The sequence below is a fragment of the Vallitalea sp. genome (assembly GCF_025211055.1).
In the GTDB taxonomy this organism is placed as follows: domain Bacteria; phylum Bacillota; class Clostridia; order Lachnospirales; family Vallitaleaceae; genus Vallitalea.
Window position 1 is genome coordinate 26,756 of record NZ_JAOARO010000021.1, and the last position, 19,851, is coordinate 46,606.

At 30.9% G+C, this 19,851-nt stretch carries 15 protein-coding genes and 1 riboswitch; of the genes, 1 reads left to right on the top strand and 14 read right to left on the bottom strand.

The features are described 5' to 3' along the window. Positions 1 to 69 precede the first annotated feature (69 nt). The 9 genes from N4A55_RS02840 to N4A55_RS02880 form a co-directional block, all read right to left on the bottom strand. The gene (locus N4A55_RS02840; RefSeq protein ID WP_293753973.1) at positions 70 to 2,421 is read right to left on the bottom strand and encodes a hypothetical protein; all 2,352 of its coding nucleotides are present in this window, start codon (positions 2,419 to 2,421) and stop codon (positions 70 to 72) included. Positions 2,422 to 2,661: 240 nt separating this feature from the next. Continuing rightward, positions 2,662 to 2,810: riboswitch (cobalamin riboswitch) on the bottom strand. Positions 2,811 to 3,283: 473 nt separating this feature from the next. Beyond that, the gene (locus N4A55_RS02845) at positions 3,284 to 3,811 is read right to left on the bottom strand and encodes a hypothetical protein (RefSeq protein WP_293753974.1); all 528 of its coding nucleotides are present in this window, start codon (positions 3,809 to 3,811) and stop codon (positions 3,284 to 3,286) included. Positions 3,812 to 4,055: 244 nt separating this feature from the next. Then, positions 4,056 to 5,417, bottom strand: coding sequence for a peptidoglycan DD-metalloendopeptidase family protein (locus tag N4A55_RS02850; protein WP_293753975.1), 1,362 nt, complete (start codon positions 5,415 to 5,417; stop codon positions 4,056 to 4,058). Between the two features lie 539 nt (positions 5,418 to 5,956). Beyond that, positions 5,957 to 7,678, bottom strand: a complete 1,722-nt coding sequence (locus N4A55_RS02855; protein ID WP_293753992.1) for an ABC transporter ATP-binding protein — start codon at positions 7,676 to 7,678, stop codon at positions 5,957 to 5,959. Further along, on the bottom strand, positions 7,665 to 9,434 hold the full coding sequence (locus N4A55_RS02860; RefSeq protein ID WP_293753977.1) for an ABC transporter ATP-binding protein: 1,770 nt from the start codon (positions 9,432 to 9,434) through the stop codon (positions 7,665 to 7,667). Before N4A55_RS02860 ends, N4A55_RS02855 begins: the two co-directional genes overlap by 14 nt. A gap of 112 nt (positions 9,435 to 9,546) precedes the next feature. Beyond that, positions 9,547 to 10,518 (bottom strand): helix-turn-helix domain-containing protein, encoded by a 972-nt coding sequence (locus N4A55_RS02865; protein WP_293753979.1) that lies wholly within the window; start codon positions 10,516 to 10,518, stop codon positions 9,547 to 9,549. A 37-nt stretch (positions 10,519 to 10,555) separates the two neighbouring features. Continuing rightward, complete coding sequence (locus tag N4A55_RS02870) at positions 10,556 to 12,010, bottom strand: ABC transporter ATP-binding protein (RefSeq protein WP_293753981.1); 1,455 nt, start codon at positions 12,008 to 12,010, stop codon at positions 10,556 to 10,558. 12 nt (positions 12,011 to 12,022) lie between these two features. After that, positions 12,023 to 12,745, bottom strand: coding sequence for an energy-coupling factor transporter transmembrane component T (locus tag N4A55_RS02875; protein WP_293753982.1), 723 nt, complete (start codon positions 12,743 to 12,745; stop codon positions 12,023 to 12,025). Beyond that, positions 12,742 to 13,353 (bottom strand): MptD family putative ECF transporter S component, encoded by a 612-nt coding sequence (locus N4A55_RS02880; RefSeq protein ID WP_293753984.1) that lies wholly within the window; start codon positions 13,351 to 13,353, stop codon positions 12,742 to 12,744. The genes N4A55_RS02875 and N4A55_RS02880 overlap by 4 nt, the downstream gene beginning before the upstream one ends. Before the next feature lie 301 nt (positions 13,354 to 13,654). Here N4A55_RS02880 and N4A55_RS02885 point away from each other — a divergent pair, with 301 nt between their 5' ends. Next, complete coding sequence (locus tag N4A55_RS02885) at positions 13,655 to 14,545, top strand: AraC family transcriptional regulator (protein ID WP_330666290.1); 891 nt, start codon at positions 13,655 to 13,657, stop codon at positions 14,543 to 14,545. Between the two features lie 51 nt (positions 14,546 to 14,596). On the opposite strand, the gene N4A55_RS02890 is transcribed toward N4A55_RS02885, so the two are convergent. From N4A55_RS02890 to N4A55_RS02910, 5 genes are all read right to left on the bottom strand, one after another. Further along, the gene (locus tag N4A55_RS02890; protein ID WP_293753985.1) at positions 14,597 to 15,982 is read right to left on the bottom strand and encodes an MATE family efflux transporter; all 1,386 of its coding nucleotides are present in this window, start codon (positions 15,980 to 15,982) and stop codon (positions 14,597 to 14,599) included. 227 nt (positions 15,983 to 16,209) lie between these two features. After that, positions 16,210 to 17,412: an S-methyl-5-thioribose kinase gene (gene mtnK, locus N4A55_RS02895; protein ID WP_293753986.1), complete on the bottom strand. Its 1,203-nt coding sequence runs from the start codon at positions 17,410 to 17,412 to the stop codon at positions 16,210 to 16,212. A 19-nt stretch (positions 17,413 to 17,431) separates the two neighbouring features. Then, the gene (locus N4A55_RS02900; RefSeq protein ID WP_293753988.1) at positions 17,432 to 18,478 is read right to left on the bottom strand and encodes an S-methyl-5-thioribose-1-phosphate isomerase; all 1,047 of its coding nucleotides are present in this window, start codon (positions 18,476 to 18,478) and stop codon (positions 17,432 to 17,434) included. A gap of 65 nt (positions 18,479 to 18,543) precedes the next feature. After that, complete coding sequence (locus N4A55_RS02905; RefSeq protein WP_293753989.1) at positions 18,544 to 19,191, bottom strand: L-fuculose-phosphate aldolase; 648 nt, start codon at positions 19,189 to 19,191, stop codon at positions 18,544 to 18,546. A 138-nt stretch (positions 19,192 to 19,329) separates the two neighbouring features. Further along, positions 19,330 to 19,503 carry a DeoR family transcriptional regulator gene (locus N4A55_RS02910; protein WP_293753991.1) on the bottom strand — a complete coding sequence of 58 codons (174 nt, stop codon included), beginning with the start codon at positions 19,501 to 19,503 and terminating at the stop codon, positions 19,330 to 19,332. Positions 19,504 to 19,851 lie beyond the last annotated feature (348 nt).

The window sequence follows — 19,851 nt, forward strand, 5'->3', positions numbered from 1 at the left end:
ATATTCACCTACTAGTAATTTATTATTCAGTAAGGGACTCTAATGAGTCCCCTCAAACATTATTTTTATTTATACTTCAGGATAAACGAATTTAAACACTGTAATATAAGGAGATTCTATACCATTTTGAGTAATGATCTGTACATATTTAATATCTCCTTTAGATAAAGCTAATGATAACTCATATGGTGTAGTATCATCACATGCTACTTTTGTTCCATTAACATATACATTATTAGCTATACTATAGAGTTCATATTCAACTATACCATCTTCTAGTGTAATAGTCTTAGTATTCATATTACTTGTAGTAACAGGTAAATCAGTCATATAATCAATGACCGTTGGTAAACCTGTTACCGCTTCTTTACCACTTGTACTGGTAGCTTTCTTAATACCACAAACCTCAGTAGAGATTTCACCGAATATACCATTCATAGCTGCAGTACCTGTATAAATACGTACAAAACGAATACCTTCTAGATTAACAGGATTTCCATTTTCATCTACTGCCCAACTAATATCAATAGGGTCTCCACCGCCTGTACCACTAATATAAGTATTATAATTAGAAGTTGAAGTAATAGCAGCTACTCCATATGGATTATATGCTATTGATTTATCTCCACTACCATTAGGGTGAACATCACAATAGCCGAAGCCAAAACCAGTAGTTGTGTTAGTAGATGTAATACTGCCAAGCATTGTACCTGATAATGTCAACTTGGTTTGTGAATCATTATAGTCTGCAAATGACAATTGGTTTGTCTTATCTAAAGCAGGATTTGTTTTTCTTCCTGTAAAGTAGTTACAATTAAGTGGGAACCAGCTGTGATTATGGAAAGTATTTTTTGTGATTGTTCCACTTGCACTGCCAGTATAATTAATAGAATCTAATTTTCCAAGATTATTTCCTGCTTCTGTATATTTTGTATTATCATTAGGATTAGGATTTTCATAAGTCAAACTAAAGTTCTTTTTAGTAGTATTTTCATAATATAAAGAACCTGCAATATCATACCAAGTATCAGGATTTCCTTGACTATCAGCTTGTGCTACTTGAACACAACCTGGTTCGGAATTATTCCAGAAAGCATTACCATATACTATAAAATCCACGCCATATTTATTATTAGGGTCGTTATCAATATTTTTCATATCAAATACTGTGTATCCGCCAAAATATCCTAGTGATACACCTGTTGATGAAACATTATCTGCCATTAATTTAATACCATCTGTACCTGAAAGATAGATGTCTCCCCATCCACCAACAGTCACCCCTTCATTAGTAAACTGACCAGGAGCAGGTAAAAATGCATAAACAGATGGATCTCCTGCAACTATAGGAGCATCACAATTGAAGGCAAAATCATATGTTCTCTCTGCACCATTTTGGGTAACTTTGAGTGAGAAATTGTGATTTCCTGCTGTACTTGCAGAAATTACATTACCTGCAAATGAAATATTAGAATCAGTAGTACTATAAGTTACTGTTGCATCACTTGCCATAGCAACAGGTTCTATAGTGAAAGTAGCTGGAACAATGTCACTACCTGTAGTAGATATCAAATTATAGCTTGATACATAAGGATCAAAAGGAGCAGATACTGCTACATTTTCATTAAAAGTTACTTTGCTAAGAAGTATATCATTATTGATAGAATAATTAATGATATCTTCTCCCAAAGCTATTTTTTCAGTAGCTTTCACAGCATTATCTGAACCATTTAATGCATTTACTGCACTGCTTGTATTGATACCAAAGGATTCAGCTATAGCTATAATTTTTTCTAATCCTTCATTTAGCTCTGTTGTATAAGCATCATAATTAGCTACAACTTCTATAGGCATATATGTACTAATACCACCAGTACTTTTCATTTCAATACCAGCATAATCTGATAGCTTCACTGGAGTTGTTACTGGAGTACTTGAATTTTTAGGATTAACTGTTACATTTGCATCTCTAACAAATGGTACACACATGTTAATACTTTTTTCTAGACCTTTCCAAGTATATTCTTTGCCATTTAGAACCTTAATCTTACCATCTGCTATTATCAAACTATAATCACTAATTGTAGCTAGTACATCTGTTTGATAGTTGTTAATAGTGTAATACTGTATATATGCATTGTCTGGAACGATACAACTACCAGGTGCTACAGCTCCCATTTTTCCATTAATCTCATATAAAACTGTCCATGGATAGCTTTGACTTGTAATACGAGTATATATACTTTCTACTGTGTCCCCGTCTTGTGTAATTACTGTAGGATTTGGATTTGCCCCACCTGATAAATAAACTTCTACATTTGTAGGTGCTGCTGCTTTTGCAGTAAGAGGCATCATTGTAAGAATCATTGCCACTGCAAGTAAGATTGCATAACTTTTTCTTTTGCTTCTTGATAAAATCATTTTCTTTCCTCCTTGAATTTTGCTTACCTGATAATCAGCTAAAATATTAGTTCCTCTTCTATTTGCAAAGTATCCGATGTTTTAAGGATATATACAAACAGATTAGTCATATGTTCCGTGCACTAAAAAGGACACTCCTAAGAGCGCCCTGACATACTTGGTTTAGAACATAAAGATTACACCTATTTATGCCTTCCAACCTCAGGGATTTGCATTACATTTTAACAAACAGAGTGAGAATATCCCGACTTAGCCATTTGCCACTTACACTGTGGTTTTCCTACCAAGACACCTTCCCGATTATTCCATAACTAAATTGAATTTCTCAGTGGTATATTGTCCTTTCGTTGACATTACGGTTGCTGAGACAGTGTCGGATTTTCACCGAAGAATATGTAACTATTCACTCACAACTAATTATTGTGACCTTCCTCTCAAACTGCCTTTATTAAATTATTTTCTCTTTCTTAACAGCTACATTGTAACATTTTGTTTGTTTAATGTAAATAGTTATTATAATATATTTTAATTATTTAAAAATAACAAATAAATATTAATTTATATATAATTCTAACATATTTTTATAAACTATACTTAGTCTGTAATCAAAATAAGATGTATTAAAAACTTATTTTTTAATGCATCTTATTTTATATCACATTATTTATATTCTCTACTTATCAGCTAACATTAATTTATTAACATCATATCTAATTGACCAGGTATACTAGGAAATTCTACAGTTGATATAACATCTTTGTTATATAATGCTATTTGTTTTTGATATGATATTGGTATGTATATTGCACTTTCATGTAATTGTTTTAAAATATTATTATAACAATCCTTAATCTCTTTTTTATCATTTATAGAGAATAGCTTTTAATTCTGATCTTGGTTTAGTAAGTTCAATTGCCATATTTGAACGTTTAAATTTACTAAGACCTTTATGATACTCTTCATTAAGCAGACTCTCTTCAATGAATCTTTCATCAGCTATTATCGTTATGTATCTTACTCTTCTATCTTTTATTATTTTAAATAATCCACTCATTTTTTTTCTAAAATATACACTTAGATTACCACTGCTTATATTCATATCTTTAGCTTCCATTTCATTGTGGAAGAGATTACCTTCAATCATGTAGTTAATTTCATATGGTGGATTTATCAAATTGTATTCAAATCCTATAGATTTTTTTAGATACACATCAGTTATACATAACTCTAGTCCATTAGGAAATTTTATCTGTTCTATATAACCTTCTCCATACTGTGGACTTACATAATATCTTATGTACATACCTGCTTTTTCACTTTGGAATTTACATTCCTCAACAAAAAATTTGTAAAAATCATTTGCATTACTAACAATGAGATTATCATTCAAAGTAAGCACCTCTTTCAAAATAGTTAGCGCCAATAACTGCTGTTTATTGTATTGACAGATATTGATAATAATTATCATTATTAATATTATATTCTATTATGTATTAAATGTAAAGTCAGATTTACTGACTTAGGTTAACTGAAGTTACTAAGCTAATTTTGTATATAATAGTAATTACTAATAATATGAAAAACCGAGTAAATTATTAACTTTACTCGGTTCATTATATACATAATCTACTTCACTATAAATAATTAGAAGGATTTTGTGGAGTTCCATTTTTACGAACTTCAAAGTGTACGTGTGGTCCTGTACTATTTCCTGTACTACCTGAAGCAGCGATAGATTGACCTTTTGTAACCTTTTGTCCCTTTTTAACGTACAACTTACTATTATGTGCATAATAAGTTGTATATCCTTCTCCATGATCTATCTTAACTAAATAACCATATCCTCCACTCCATCCAGCAAAAATGACTGTTCCTGATTCTGCAGCTTTTACTTTGGTTCCTCTAGGAACACCTATATCAATTCCTGTATGGAATGATCCCCATCTTCTACCAAATGGAGATGTAATTCTACCGTAAACTGGTCTTGAAAAAGTTGGTAAAGATCTTGTTCCAACAACAATAATTGTTTTAGTCGGTTCTTTAATAACTTTCTCAGATACAATTTCTCTTTCTGATTCTAAACCATTAATGCAAGTAACATTGGTTGTTAATTCTCTTATACCTGGCTCTCCTTGTTGAATTGTCTTCTTGTATGTCTTATACTTACTGCTGTCTTTTTGATATTCAATAGGACATGCTATACTTTCTTCATATGTAAGTTTTTCTTTTACTTTTACAGACAATAGTGGTTTTGGCACCATTAAATTAACTTCTTGTCCAATCTGTATTACACTATCTCGTTTGAATTGTGGATTTATCTTCAATAATTCTGATAATCCCATTCCATTATCATTAGCTACCTCTGATAATGTATCTCCAGATTTTATTGTATATGTAACTTTCTCTTCTTTACTTGATTTAAGTTTACTAACTGCTTCGTCTCTTTGTATAATACTCTCTTGGCTAACATAAAGCGTGTCTTCCTGTACTGATTCTACAAATGCAACAGCTTCAACACTTCCTTGATTACCTTGTAATAAATAATCACTTTTAACATCTTCTAAAACAGATTCAGCTGTTTGTTCATCTTTTACAACAATCTTGGTTTGTTTATCTATGGATAATACATTAGCTTTTACAAAAAAATCATTCTTATTATATATTAATGTATTAAATAACCCATTGGCTAACTCTTCGTCGGTCATAAGAACTTGTTTTTCTTTCTTAACTGGAAAAGTACTAACTAAATCATCTACTAATATCACTGTCTCTAATTCATTTTGTAAACGAGTTGTTACATCTTTCATTATTTGACCGATGTTTTCTGTATCTTGTACAAATCCTATTTCACTATTTTTATAAGTAACTTTATATATTATTTCAGATTGAACATTCATATTTGCTTGTATGAACACTGTAGCAAATATCAATGAAAAAAACATAACAATTAATACAATCGTATTTTTTCCAACAGTTTTCATATTTATGGGGCTCATGTTTTATCCTCCGTATGTAATTCATTTGTAAAATTAATTTGTAATTTATTATAATTTATTTCATTATTATCTTTTTAAAATTATCTTTAATTATTAGTTATTATCTTTTTTTATATTTGTTTTATTATTTTCTATGTCTCTTTCAACACCTCTTTTCTATTTCTCTTCAAAACGTCATATTTTTACGATAATCTGTCCAATTCTACATTCGCATGAGTCTCTGTTCATATATTACATAATTATAACATTTATTATTCCGCACGTCAAACTTTTGTAACATTTATTTGTAATTTAATTGTAATATTTTAAAAAATATTATTGACGAGAAGATGGATGGGCAAGATATGATGATACTAATAATTATATAATTTATGAAGGAGATAGTTTAACGTTAATCTATTTATGTGTGGTAACATTTTTATACTTTCATGTCAAAAATTAGTTACAAGAAAAAATGTATTGCTTAGATACTTCAACAATACATTTTATATAAACGTTATAGTACAATAATTTTTCTGACTCATTACAAATATTTTAATTTAATCAGTTATATTAATATTCAATTTTTCTTCTGCATTCCACATATCATAATATTTTCCTTTTCTCTTGAGAAGTATATCATGATTCCCCTTTTCTTTTATTTTACCATCTGACACAACAAGTATCTGATCAGCATTTTTAATAATAGAAAGTGTATGCGCTATCATAATAACAGTCTTTTTATTTTTTAATAAGTTAGTAATAGCGTTTTTTACAGCTAATTCATTCTCAATATCTAATGATGCCGTAGCTTCATCCAATAGAAGAATAGGACTGTTTTTAAGGATAGCACGTGCAATGGATAATCTTTGTCTTTCTCCACCAGAGAATTGATTACCATTTTCCCCAACTGGTGTATCATATCCCAATTCCAACTTTTCAATAAATTCTTCACAATTAGCAAGTCTGCAAGCTTCTTCTATCTCTTCATCTGTAGCAGAAGAACGAGCATATCTTATATTATTCCTTATAGTATCATTAAACAAAAAGACATCTTGATCAACCATTGAAATCTGACTAAGCACTTTAGCTGCATCAATATCCTTAATTGAAATTCCTCCTATTTTTATTTCACCTGAATCAGGTTCATAATATTTGGAAATAAGATTAAGAATAGTTGATTTACCTGAACCTGAATCACCTACAATAGCAGTTAATTTTTGATTTTCAACTAAGAAATCTACTCCTGCTAACACAGGTTTATCTTTATCATAAGAAAAAGTTACATTATCAAATTCAATATTATGAAATCTAGGACTAAAAGCTATATCTCTTTCTACCTCTTCTTTTTCATGGACAACATTATTAATATGCCTTTTAGATATCATTAAGTTTTTATAAGAAGTCAAATCTACGAAGATAACCCCTGCAAGCTTAGACGAGAATATCGGTAATATGCTTAACATAAATAATGTAGGTGCATCAAAAGCATTAGTATTAAGACCATGCCAAGCAATCAATATCATTATAGGTAAAGTACACCATGATAAAACACTGAATACCATACCAATAGGTATAACATTTTTTTCATATACATAACTAATATTACTATATGAATACATAGAATCAGTCACAGTCTTATTTTTAGTACCACCAATACCATAAGCACGGAAGGTTTGGATTCCTGTTATATATTCAACTATATTACTCACATTATCTGCCATTATCCTGTTTTTCTCATTACCATATCTCTTAACCGAACGAAATGAAAACCATAAAGTAGGTATTAATAACAGATATCCTATTAATATTGCCAAACCAGCTGGAACATAGATAGTAAATATGAAAATAATCAACATTGTTGAAAGAGAGATATTTTTAGCAATATCACCAGCTTTATGTGTAAGAATTTTTTCATAGTTGTTTACATCATTTGTTGCAACATTGATATATTCACCTGTTTGTCCTTTAGTAAACCTGAATAGTGGGATTTTCTTGATCTTATCTCCTAAAAACAAACGAATTTGTTTACTTATATCAGCTCCACCAATTTGTCCTTGTGTATAACCAATACTGTATATTATAATACGCACTACGAAAACAAGTGTAAGTGCACCAGTTGAAGTAAGTAATAAATTTGAAGTCATATTATTATTCCATAATGCCTTTATACAATTTAGAAGTACTATAAAATTACAACCTGATAGCATACCTTCAATGATATTTAACACCATAGATAAATAATAATGTCTATTCTTTTTCATGATATTATTTTGTCTCATCATTATTGCCTCCTCCCAAGCTATAAGAAGTTTTTCTGGCTTCTTCATAATCACGCCAAGCATTTCTGTAATATTCGTTTTTCTGTTTTACTTGTTCATGAGTACCTACACATGATATTGTATTATTTTCTACTACTGCTATTCTATCACACTGTAGAACTACACTTAGACGATGGGCAACTATAATAACCGTTTTCCCTTTACAAAGATTCTGAATCCCTTTGTCTATCTCTAGTTGATTTTCTGGGTCTGCCGCTGAAGTAGCTTCATCCAGTATTAGTATTGGGGCATTCTTAAGAATCGCTCTAGCAATAGCAATACGCTGTTTTTCTCCTCCTGAAAAACGAGAACCATAACTTCCAACAAGAGTATCATATCCATTAGGCAATGTCATTATGAAATCATCAATTTGTGCTTGTCGTGCAGCTTCTCTAACCTGTTTTAATGAAGCATTACTTCCCATCCTAATGTTCTCTAAAACGCTACCTCTGGTCAAAAATGTTTTTTGGAAAACTATTGATACATTTTCTAATAATTGTTCATAATTTATGTCTTTTACATTCTTGTCACCAATCATTACATTTCCACGATTAACATCGTAAAACCTAGCCATCAATTGGACTACTGTACTCTTACCGGCACCAGAACGTCCAACTAAAGCTATTTTTTCTCCATCTTTTATATTGATATTACAATCCTTTAATATATTAGTGTCACCATCATAACTGAATTTTACATCTTTCAGTTTAATTGAATGGCTATCAGGAAATTTACTACCACCTACATAAGCAGGTATATTAAGAATTTCTTCTGCTTTTCTTATTCCTATCAATACTTGTGCAAAGTTAGTTCCCAGCTCTTGTAATGGTCGTAATTCCGTTAAATATAGCGAGCCTACAAAAGCAAATAATATAAAAGCACTAGCCGTCAATGTCCCTTTCATGAACCAATAACCACCTATAGGTACAATAAGTAACAGCCCACATTCTACAATCACTATATACATGGCATAAGGTGGTCCCATTTTACGAGATATCTTTTTCCAAACCGAACATTCGTCTTCCACTGCATTAGAATATTTTGTAAATGACCTGCTTCCCATATTATAAGCCTTAATCAGCTTCATCCCACTAATGTACTCAATCATTGTTGAATTAAGGTCAGCAATTGATCTTGAAGCATTATCCATCATTTCGTCTGTTCCTCTAAACATCATTCCCATAACTATAAAAGCAAACACTAAGGGAATTATAGAAATAAGAGCCAATTTCCAATTCACTGTACATAGATATATGAATATGGCTATAGGACCACTTATGTAAAATATGAGCTCTGGTAAATGATGAGCCAAAAATAATTCCAGTTTTTCTATTTCCTCATTTAGAACTGTTTTTATTTCACCAGTGTTACGCTCGCTTAGATTCCCAAGAGGCGCTTTAGCCATATGGTCTATGACCATACAACGCACTTTAAATAGAGTATTATAGGCTCCTTTATGAGACAATATACCTGATGTACCAAACAATAGAAATCTAAAAATAATCCCAAGAAAAAGTACTAAGCAATAGTGAATAATAACATTTTCTGTACATGTACGGGCATAAATATTTTCTAGAATCTTATATACAGCATAATATGGAACAGCTGTACTCAACCCACTGATTAATGATAATATAACTGATAAATATAGATAATATCTATCCTTACCAGCCCATTTCAATAATTGTAAAACTAATTCTTTTTTACTTTTCTTCATGTATAACACTCCTTTCATGACTAATAATAAATAATTTATTAATTCTTATCTACTCCAATTGATTGTAAATAGCCCACTTAAAAATAAACCACAGCATACGCTTCAGCGAATCCTATGGTTTACTTATTACACCACTTATTCTATATTTTGATGGCGTCAAATTAAATTCATTTTTGAATGCTTTTGCGAATTTTCCTCCATTGGAATATCCACAAGCAAGTGAAATGTCCATTATTGACATATTTGAATCAATAAGAAGCTCTTTTGCTCTCTGCATCTTGCGTATTCTACTATAAGAAAAAACAGGATAATCGTATATGCTCTTAAAACCTTTTTCTAGGTCAGTTGCATTCATTCCAACCATCTCAGAAAGTGTCTGAACAGTAATCCATTCATCAAGTCTAGTAACTATAATACGTCTAGCTTCTTTAATTTTATCAACTGATGTCTTTGAAAAATAAATCACCCTGTTATCTTTATAATCTGAATCGGACAACAAGTATAATAAAAGTTCAGTTATCTTGATTTTCATAAGATGAGTCTTAAACTTATCAGGAAGAACCCATAATTCTTTGAAAATATGTTCAACACTTTCATTGGCATTACTTATAATGCACGAATCAGTTTTAAATACTTTTTGAAAAAAAGTCTCTTCTCTAAATTCATTGGTGCCTAACATATTATTAAGACTTTTAATAATATCAGGCAAATAAAGCATTACAGTTATTCCTACATATGGTTTTGTAGTAAAATCGCAGTACAGAGCATCTGTTTGGCAGTTAAATAAAGATATATCTCCATCTGACATATAAGCATATCTTTGATTTTTGAACTTAATTTCAACATGTCCTTTTAGACAATAGTTTATCTCTATGGAATCCACATCAATCTTCATTGTTTTATTCAATGGCTTGAAAAGTTGTATATCATTATAAATAACTTCAACTCCTGGCATAACATTATAACTACGCATGGTACCTTTCCCCGCATAGGAAGCTACCTTATATAATACCGAGTTTTTCTGAGAAATCTGTTTATCAATAATGGATCTATAGTATGATTGATTTTCCTCTACTCTTCTCATCTTTAACTCCTTCTTTTATATAACCTTCATAAATCACTTATACTATAAAAAACTCTTGAAGTTTTTCTATGTTTTTTTCATTAAGAGTAAAATCATCTTTTAACATACCATCATCAAAATGTATAATACGATTGCAAGCTAAAGATATAAATTCATAATCATGGGTTACAATGAATATTATCTTGCCCTTGCAAGCCAATTTTTTAATTAAAGCTACAACTTGCAGCATGCTGTCGTAGTCAAGACCACTTGTTGGCTCATCAAATACTAGAATGTCTTTTTTACATATCATACTTACTGCCACAGCCGTCCTTTGTTTTTGACCTCCTGACAATGTATTGGGATGCCTATCTTTGTATTGATAAATTTTCAGATCTTTCATTACCTGTTGTATAAGTTCCGTATCAGGATTTTTAATGCCAAAATGACATTCATTCTCTACATTTTCACTGAAAAGCTGGTAATTTACATCTTGCATAACCATATAGGATAGCTTTAATCGCTGTTTATTACTCACTTTCTTACCTTTCCAGCAAAAGTTGCCTTTACACCCTTTGTGTAAACCGCATACACTTCTTAGAAAAGTAGATTTTCCTGCTCCATTATGTCCAATGATTCCTATAATCTCTCCATGTTTTGCACTTATAGCAATATCTTTCATAACCACTTTTTTCTTGTATGCTACTGCCATCTCATTAATATCCAGAACATCCTCATTAACTTTTTTGGTTTTACTGATTGGTACAATGGTTGATAAATCAGTAGTTCTAAACCCTAATTTTCTTCTTTCATTGAAAGGAATATTTATAAATTTATCTTTATCATATATTTTTTTGATTTCACCTTCTTCAACATGAATAACCCTGTCAATGATATCCCTAAGGTAATACAATCTATGTTCTGCTATGATGATTGTTTTACCTTGTTCTTTTAACATTTTAAGAATATCACGTAACTGGGATATGGCATCTACATCCAGATTGGAAGAAGGTTCATCAAGAACGTATATATCTGGAGACATGGCATATATGGAAGCAAATGCGATTTTTTGTTTTTCTCCTCCAGATAACTCAAAAATACTTCTTCCCATTAATTCCGTCAATTTTAAATCTTTTTCTGTTTTCCTTACACATCTCTTCAATTTTTCATGTGGATATGAAAGGTTTTCTATACCAAAGGCTATTTCACTATCTGTATCCACATTAAAAAATTGTGTACGGGGATTTTGAAACACTGATCCTACTTTTTCTGCAATCTCATACATATTCATTTCCAGAATATTTCTATTATCTATTTTTATACTACCTTTTAATTCTCCAGAATAAAAATGAGGAATTAACCCATTGATCAACCTTGTTATTGTAGTTTTACCACAACCGCTTTTCCCACATAGAAGAATACACTCACCGTTTTTTATAGTGATATTAACATTTTTAATTCCATTCTCTTCTTTACCTTGATAAGTAAAAGAAGTATTCTTTATTTCAATCAAACTATTGCCTCCTTATGTCATAATCGCTATTGTCAACAACCCTGAAAAACAAATAGTACAAATAACATCTGTATATGAGAAACGGATTGTCTGTACACATGTACGGATTTTAGGATTCTCAATTCCTCTTGTTACCGCTGCAGCTGAAAGTTCATCTGCAACTTTGGATGCAGACATCATAAGTGGAACATATGCACATTCTATAGTTTGAAGAGGTCTAGTTATCAATCCTCTAAATGATGGTGTGACATTTCTCATTTTCATAGCATCTTTTATAAAACTCCAATCCTCTCCTACCATAGGAAAATATCTCAGCATAACCGTTAAGGGGATAACTACAGTTTTGGGCATATGTATACGATTCATTGCTGCCATGAATTCGTTGACTCTGGTTGTTGAGATGATTATTCCTCCAAGCATACCACATGGAAATATCTTTCTTATGAACATACAAAAACTAACTATAATCACCTTAAAGGTTCCGCCAATATATATGGAACCTAACATTTGTATTATCAATATCATAAAATAAATTGCTGACATTTTAAAAGTTAATCGGTAAGCACCACTAACTAATCCAAGCAAAATGATAAAACATGCAAGGATTACTTCCAATTTTATGGAACCTGCAAAAAAAATGGATAAATTACCAACTAATAGTATAAATAATTTTGTTCTTGGATCTATATGTACAAGTCCTTGTTTTTTTGTACTTGTTCCAAATATCATGTTCATGCTACTATTCCTGCTTTTTCAAATTGTTTCTTTAATAATCTCTTTCCTAATAACGCACTAATGAATGCTAATAGTAATGTTCCAATAATCATTGCTGGCAACATCCAATCTTTAGCTGTTTCAACCATGATATTCATATAACTTTGTTCTGTCCCTTTTCCAACTAGATAATCTATGTACTTGTTTTGATTAATCCATAACATCATATAAGACCCTATTGGATTGAGAGAAAAAATCATAAACCCCATAATATTAAGTTTCATATTATTGAATTTCCCTGCTCCTGAAATCAGTTCTGCTACAATTGCAAGCACTATATATGCAACAGACCATAACCAATACATTCCTGTAACAAACATCAGTAGTCCCATTAAAATACCAAGTATAAGTATTGGACCATGTTTAGGAACTTTAGCTATTAGTAGAAGGTATACAGGACCTGTAAGAAGTGCTACAGCAGGTGGTAATAGAAATGTCAACACTGGATTAGGTGCAAAGAATATTCCCCCAATCATCGTCATTACAAAAAAAAGTGCTGAAAAAATTCCTGTTACCACTAAATCTTTAATACTAAGTTTTTGTTTTGAAACAGTTGATAAATTAGACATATATTAATCCTCCTATTTTAGTAATCTCTTTATTTCATATCACCTTATTGACAAAGCAATTATGATTAATTAAAATAGCAATAGACTGATTTATTGCTATATTGCTGTCAATAAGTATACAATGCTCTAGAGAAAATGACAATGATTCTCAAATACATTCGCCTAATCCTAGTAAAAAATCGTCTAATCATGGCATTAGGGGGAGGAATTAAAAATCAAAAGTATAATTAAAGATATACATGAACCTTATTTATTAGAAAAGGGATTCACATTAGATAATACTAATAAACAATTTAATACAATGGGTCAATGCTATAAGATCGATCCTAAGATTGGAAAAGGTCATTACTGGATATACGCTCATAGCAATCTATTTGCTATTGCTATTCATGACTTTTACTTCTATGAAGATTATTTATTAGAATGTAGATTACCAGAATATCTAAGTATCACTTATTATGATTCTCTTTCAGGAGAAGAATTGAATCCATATAAACGATTGAATGCAGGCTGCGTAAAAGGATATTGGAGCAACGGTGAAATATATAAATCATTATTTCATAAGAATATTCCAATTCGCTCAATTGGTATTGAAATTACGCCAGAGTATTATGAGGATTATCTAAAATCCAAATACTCAGGAGAATATATAAGTCCTCGTTCAGCTGTCCTAAGTATAGATGAAGATACAATCTTTCCTGAAATGGTTTTGTTATTACATCAAATCAGAAATTACAAAAGCACAGGAATGGCAGCAAGATTATTCTTTGAAAGCAAAGTAACTGAGGCTATATCTCTTCTTATTGAGAGATCAAAACGGATGAAACCCAAAACTCCTAAAAGGATTACTAAACAAGACCTTGAAAATCTTGAAACTGTTACTTCCTATATAAATGACCATTACGCCTATGACCTTCACCTGGAAAAGCTATCACAAATAGCATGTATGGGAACTACTAAACTAAAATCTAATTTTAAAGAGATTTATAAATGTACTATTACGGAATATATACAACATAGACGTATGAGTCAAGCAGAACATTTGTTGGGAAATACAGACCTTAATATAGGTCAGATCGCTGGTATTGTAGGATATCAAAGTGCCAGCCGATTTTCAGAATTATTCAGAAAAAGTACAGGATTACTTCCTAGTAAATATCGAGAATTATCATTAGGAGAGAATGTAAGATAGCTGAATATAAGGCAGCCTCAATCTGAAGTGTATCAGACTGAGGCTGTTTATTTAATAATTATATTGCTCTTTTAATTTGTTATTCTCAGGATGCTCTTTAATCTTATGATTAAGGATTGAGAATTCTTTTATAATGAGAAAAATGCTCAATATAACAGTAAGTAAATCTCCTAGAGGCATAGCTATCCAAGCTCCTGTTTCACCAATAATCCTAGGTAAAATCAATACAATAGGTATGAAGAATAATATCTGTCTTCCCATAACCAAAATAGCTGCTTTGCTCCCTTTTCCAATTCCTTGAAAGAATATGATGGACATTGACATGATACCATATAAGATGAAAATACCTAAAAATATTCTGAACCTGTCAATACCAATCTGAGCTAAAGATGCATCTGTTATAAACCAACTTAATATAGTTTTTGGGAACAACATGAAACAAAGCCATAATGCACCTGCAAGACAAGTAGAAATTTTGGTAAATGTCAACATCGCTTCTTTTACACGTCCATATTGCTCGGCTCCATAATTGGCACCTATTATTGGCTGTACCCCTTGGGCAATGCCCCATAATGTTATAAATGCAAACATCATGACTCTATAAGATGCACCCATAATAATGATACTATCATTACCACCTATATCAGAAAGTACTTTAAACATAACAGACATCTGGATTGCAGGCATTATTTGCATTACCATACCTGAAACTCCAACATTCAACATCTTAGGCATAATATCAAATGACATCTTAAAACTTTGTTTAGTTATTTTTATTACGCTCTTGCCTGATTTGAAGTATATGATATCTCCGATTGCTACACAAATCTGTGCAATAACAGTTGCTAATGCAGCCCCCTCAATTCCCATACCAAAGAATTTAATAAGAATAGGGTCTAATATAATATTTATCAACGTACCTGAAATAATAATCTTCATGGCAATCTTCATTTGTCCTTCACCACGAATCAGGAAATTAAGTGCTGGTCCTAAGGCTGAAAATATAAATCCTAGAGATATAATCCTTAAATATCTGGTTCCTAAAACTAATATGTCATCTGTGGCTCCAAGAAATTTTAGCATAGGATTAGCAAAATTATAAACTATTATAGTCAACAATATTGATAATACTGAAACTCCTATTAGAACATTACCAAAGAGTTTATCTATAGTTTTCTGATCCTTTTCACCAATTGCCCTAGATAAAACAGACATTGCTCCCATAGCAAGCAGCATTGCTACAGCAGTATTCAAAAGCACCACATTATATGCTAGAACTATTGCTCCAACACCTTCCCCTGACACAAATTGCCCAACAAAAATAGCATCAACCATATTATACAAGCCAACTGCTAACATTCCAACCATAGCTGGTATAGCAAGTTTTATAAAAAGTTTACCCATACTCATTTCTAATAATTCTTTTCTACTATTCATTTTTTAGTTCCTTTCTATAATTTTTTTATTAAATAATATATATTTTAGACAAGTCTCCTTCCAGTCTACATCTATAGTATCATTATCATAAATACTCAAAAATATATTGTTTTCAGTAAATTATATTGAAAATACATTATATCATAATGATAATGATAGTTATTATCAATTATATTATATTTCTATTACTATATAATGTCAATATATAGTATCGAAAAATTAAAGTATTAAAGTATATTTTTTAATATATCTATAAAACATTTACCATTTTTGATGTTTTCACGATTCATAATCAATTCTTTTCCAATATTAATTAATAATCTTTCTGCTCTAACACGTTTATTGTTGTCTTTAATAGTAGTTATATCTGCAACTTTTGAATCCCCAACAACTCTTCTTATTATTTCAAGTCCTGCACAACCAGCCGAGTCAGCTAACACTGATTCTAGATACCATTTTTTATAGTAATCTTTTTTAGCCATTTCATCAGTTACAATTTCTTTATATAGTTTATTGAATTTAACAATGAATTTATCTACTATTTCCTCTATTATATTAGATAACCAATCTAAGAAATCATTATCATCTGTATTATTTACATATGCATGTATCCAAGCAAAAAACAGATTACCTATTACATTTCCCACATCATAACCTATGGGTCCATAGAAAGCGAATTCAGGATCTAATACTTTGATTCCATTTTCATTAGCAAATATTGAACCTGAGTGTAGATCTCCATGAACTAGGGCTTGAGCATTATTCATAAAGTTATTTTTCAACTTACCCACTTCAAGAATTAAATCATTGTCATTATATAATACTTCTTCAACAAATTTTAGATTTTCATCTATAATAATATTTCTACCTTTATAGTCAATATAAGGTTCTGTAAAAACAAGGTCTTCTGATATCTTACATAAATCTTTATTTATATATGCTTTTACTTGGTCTTTTTTCTCTCCTGAATCCATAACCAAATCTGTAGTAGGTAATAGAGTATTTACTAAGAAAGTTGTAATGTCTTCAGCTAATGTTGGAAAAGTTTTTCTTTGTAATAACTCCGTTCTAAGATTGTGATATGCTGATACATCTTCCATTACTAATACACACATGACAGGATCATATTTATATATTTTAGGAACTAAGTTAGGAGCTAATTTCCCTTGCTGCATCAGTACCATAGCTTCTATTTTGTTTCTATTAACATCCAATGCTCTTCCAGATGATCTAAGTACTGTATCAGCATGTTTAATGATAATTGATCTATTAGTATTCTCATCCCAAACTTTGAATACATAATTAATATTACCATCGCCTATCTCTTTTGCACTTACCCTAGCATTATCATCAAAATAATCAAGTTTTTCAAATGTATAATCAATAGCATCTTGCTCGTTCATCTTAAAATGTTTATCAAATCTAGACATCTAATCATCTCCAATTATTCTACCAGTAATTATCTACTTTAGTTGCAAAATATCTTTTTAAGTCATATGGACTATATATTCCTTTATCTGTTACTACTCCACTTACTAAATGAGGTGGTGTTATATCAAAAGCTGGATAATAAGCCTTAACACCGTCCAATGTATTTTTAATACCTCTGAACTCTAATACTTCTTGCTGATTTCTTTCTTCTATCTTAACCTTTTCAATTATATCTCTATCTGGAATTCCTGTAACAAAATATGGAATACCAAAATATTTTGCAACAATTGCAATCTGCATTGTTCCTACTTTATTGACGATATGTCCGTCTATACATATGGAATCAGCAGCTGATGTAAACAAATCTATATTTTTAGTCTGCATAGTAATAGCTGGCATATTATCTGTAATAACAGTTACTTCAAATCCTTGATCTTTTATTACACTTGCTGTAAGTCTTGCCCCTTGAAGGAAAGGTCTTGTTTCTGGGCAGAAGAACTTAACAGCCTTGTTTCGTTTTTTAGCCTCTTTTAGCATCATACCTATTATGGTTTCTCCAAAACATTGAGTCATGACGTTACCATTTTGCGGAAACATATCTACTAGATAATTAGCTACTTCCCCTATCTTGGAATATCTTCTATTCATAGAATTAACTGTATGTTTGAATATCTCTTCGTCAACTCTCTGTGAATTTGCAAAAGCTTTTTTTACTACTTCCATACATCCATTAACAACTAGAGTCATTCTAGGAACTGTTGTAGGTCTTGCATGTGATAATGTATATGCGGCATCTTGTAGATAATTCATCTGTTCTTCTTCTTTTAAGTCTTTACACTCAAAAGCTGCAAGTGCCATACCCATTCCTGCTGCTGTATAAGGCCCTGCACTCTGGGTTACCATATCAGCTATAGATTGGGCTACTTCCTGATGGGACTCGCAAGTAACATATTTAACTTCTGTTGGATAAATTCTACGATCTAATATTTTTACTTTTCCATCTTCATACCAAGCAACATTTTCATATCTTAGCATAAATGCAAGACCTTTATCTACTCTTTCCATTACCTCTTACCTCCTGTGTTCATTTACCCTGTAAAGATTTCTTATAAATGTACCAATATAATCTTTTAAGCTCTTTGTCCATATCCTTGAAACATTTTTAACATTTTATTAACTTCTTGCGTATCGAGTATTACAGGTTCACCTATAGATTTTGCTCTATAATAAACTTCTGCACATAACTCAATCTCTTCTGCTTTTCCAAATGCACTAGATAAGCTTTTACCACCTACCAATAATCCATGATTAGCTAAGAACACAGCATTTCTGTCTTTCATGGCTTCAAATGCATTCCTTGCAAGTTCTTCAGTACTATATGTAGCATATTTAGCACATCTTACATTCTCACCTCCTGCTACTCCTATTAAATAGTGAGTTGCTGGCAGTTCCTGTCGAAGACAAGCAAGTATTGTTGAATATACTGAATGAAGATGAACAACTGAATCTATATCCTTTCTTTCTTTATAGAAAATTCTATGCATTGAGTATTCTGATGAAGGTCTTTTGTCACCATCAACAACATTATCTTCCAAATCCATTATGACAATATCTTCAGGCTTCATTTCATAATAATCAATTCCACTTGGAGTAATTGCCATTAATCCTTCTTCTCTAATGAAAATACTAAGATTTCCACCTGACCCTTTGGTCAAATCTCTATCAACCATTTTCTTTCCATATTCTACTAATAATTTTCTTTCTTCTTCAAACTTCATCTTTTAATAACCCCTTTCACATATTAATATAGTTTTACCAAAAACGATTCTTGTTCCTAGTTTACATTCGAAATTTTACATGTGATTTATTCCTATTCTTCACAACATACAACTTCTATTTTATGTTTCTTAAGGATATCAATAGGCTCCTCCACGAACACGTTTGAATTTCATAGTTTTACTTAATTTTTTCAGATCTCTTCTTATGGTTTCTTCTGATACATCCAACATATCACTTAGTTGACTTATGACAATACTTCTATTTTCTTTTAGTAGTTCTTCAATTTTTTTTAATCTATCTATAGCTAACATTTAGCATCTCCTCTTGATATGTTATAACAAACAACTTTTTCATATTAGAACAATACTTTTAGCAATAAATACAAGTCACATTTAACCACATCTGTTAAATTATTATATATATTTTATCACATTATCCAACATCAAATCAACATATATATATCTTTAGTATTTTAGTAATAAAGCATCTATAATGTTGAAAAATATTATATTTACACATCTTAAACTACCCACCTGCTAAAGCAGGTGGATTTATGGCATAAATGCCGAGGACTGAAAGTCCTAATTGGTCCTGGGCTAAAGCCCACTAAAGTTCTAAGCTAGAAGCTTAATTAATATGTTGAGTAAACTCAATCCTCC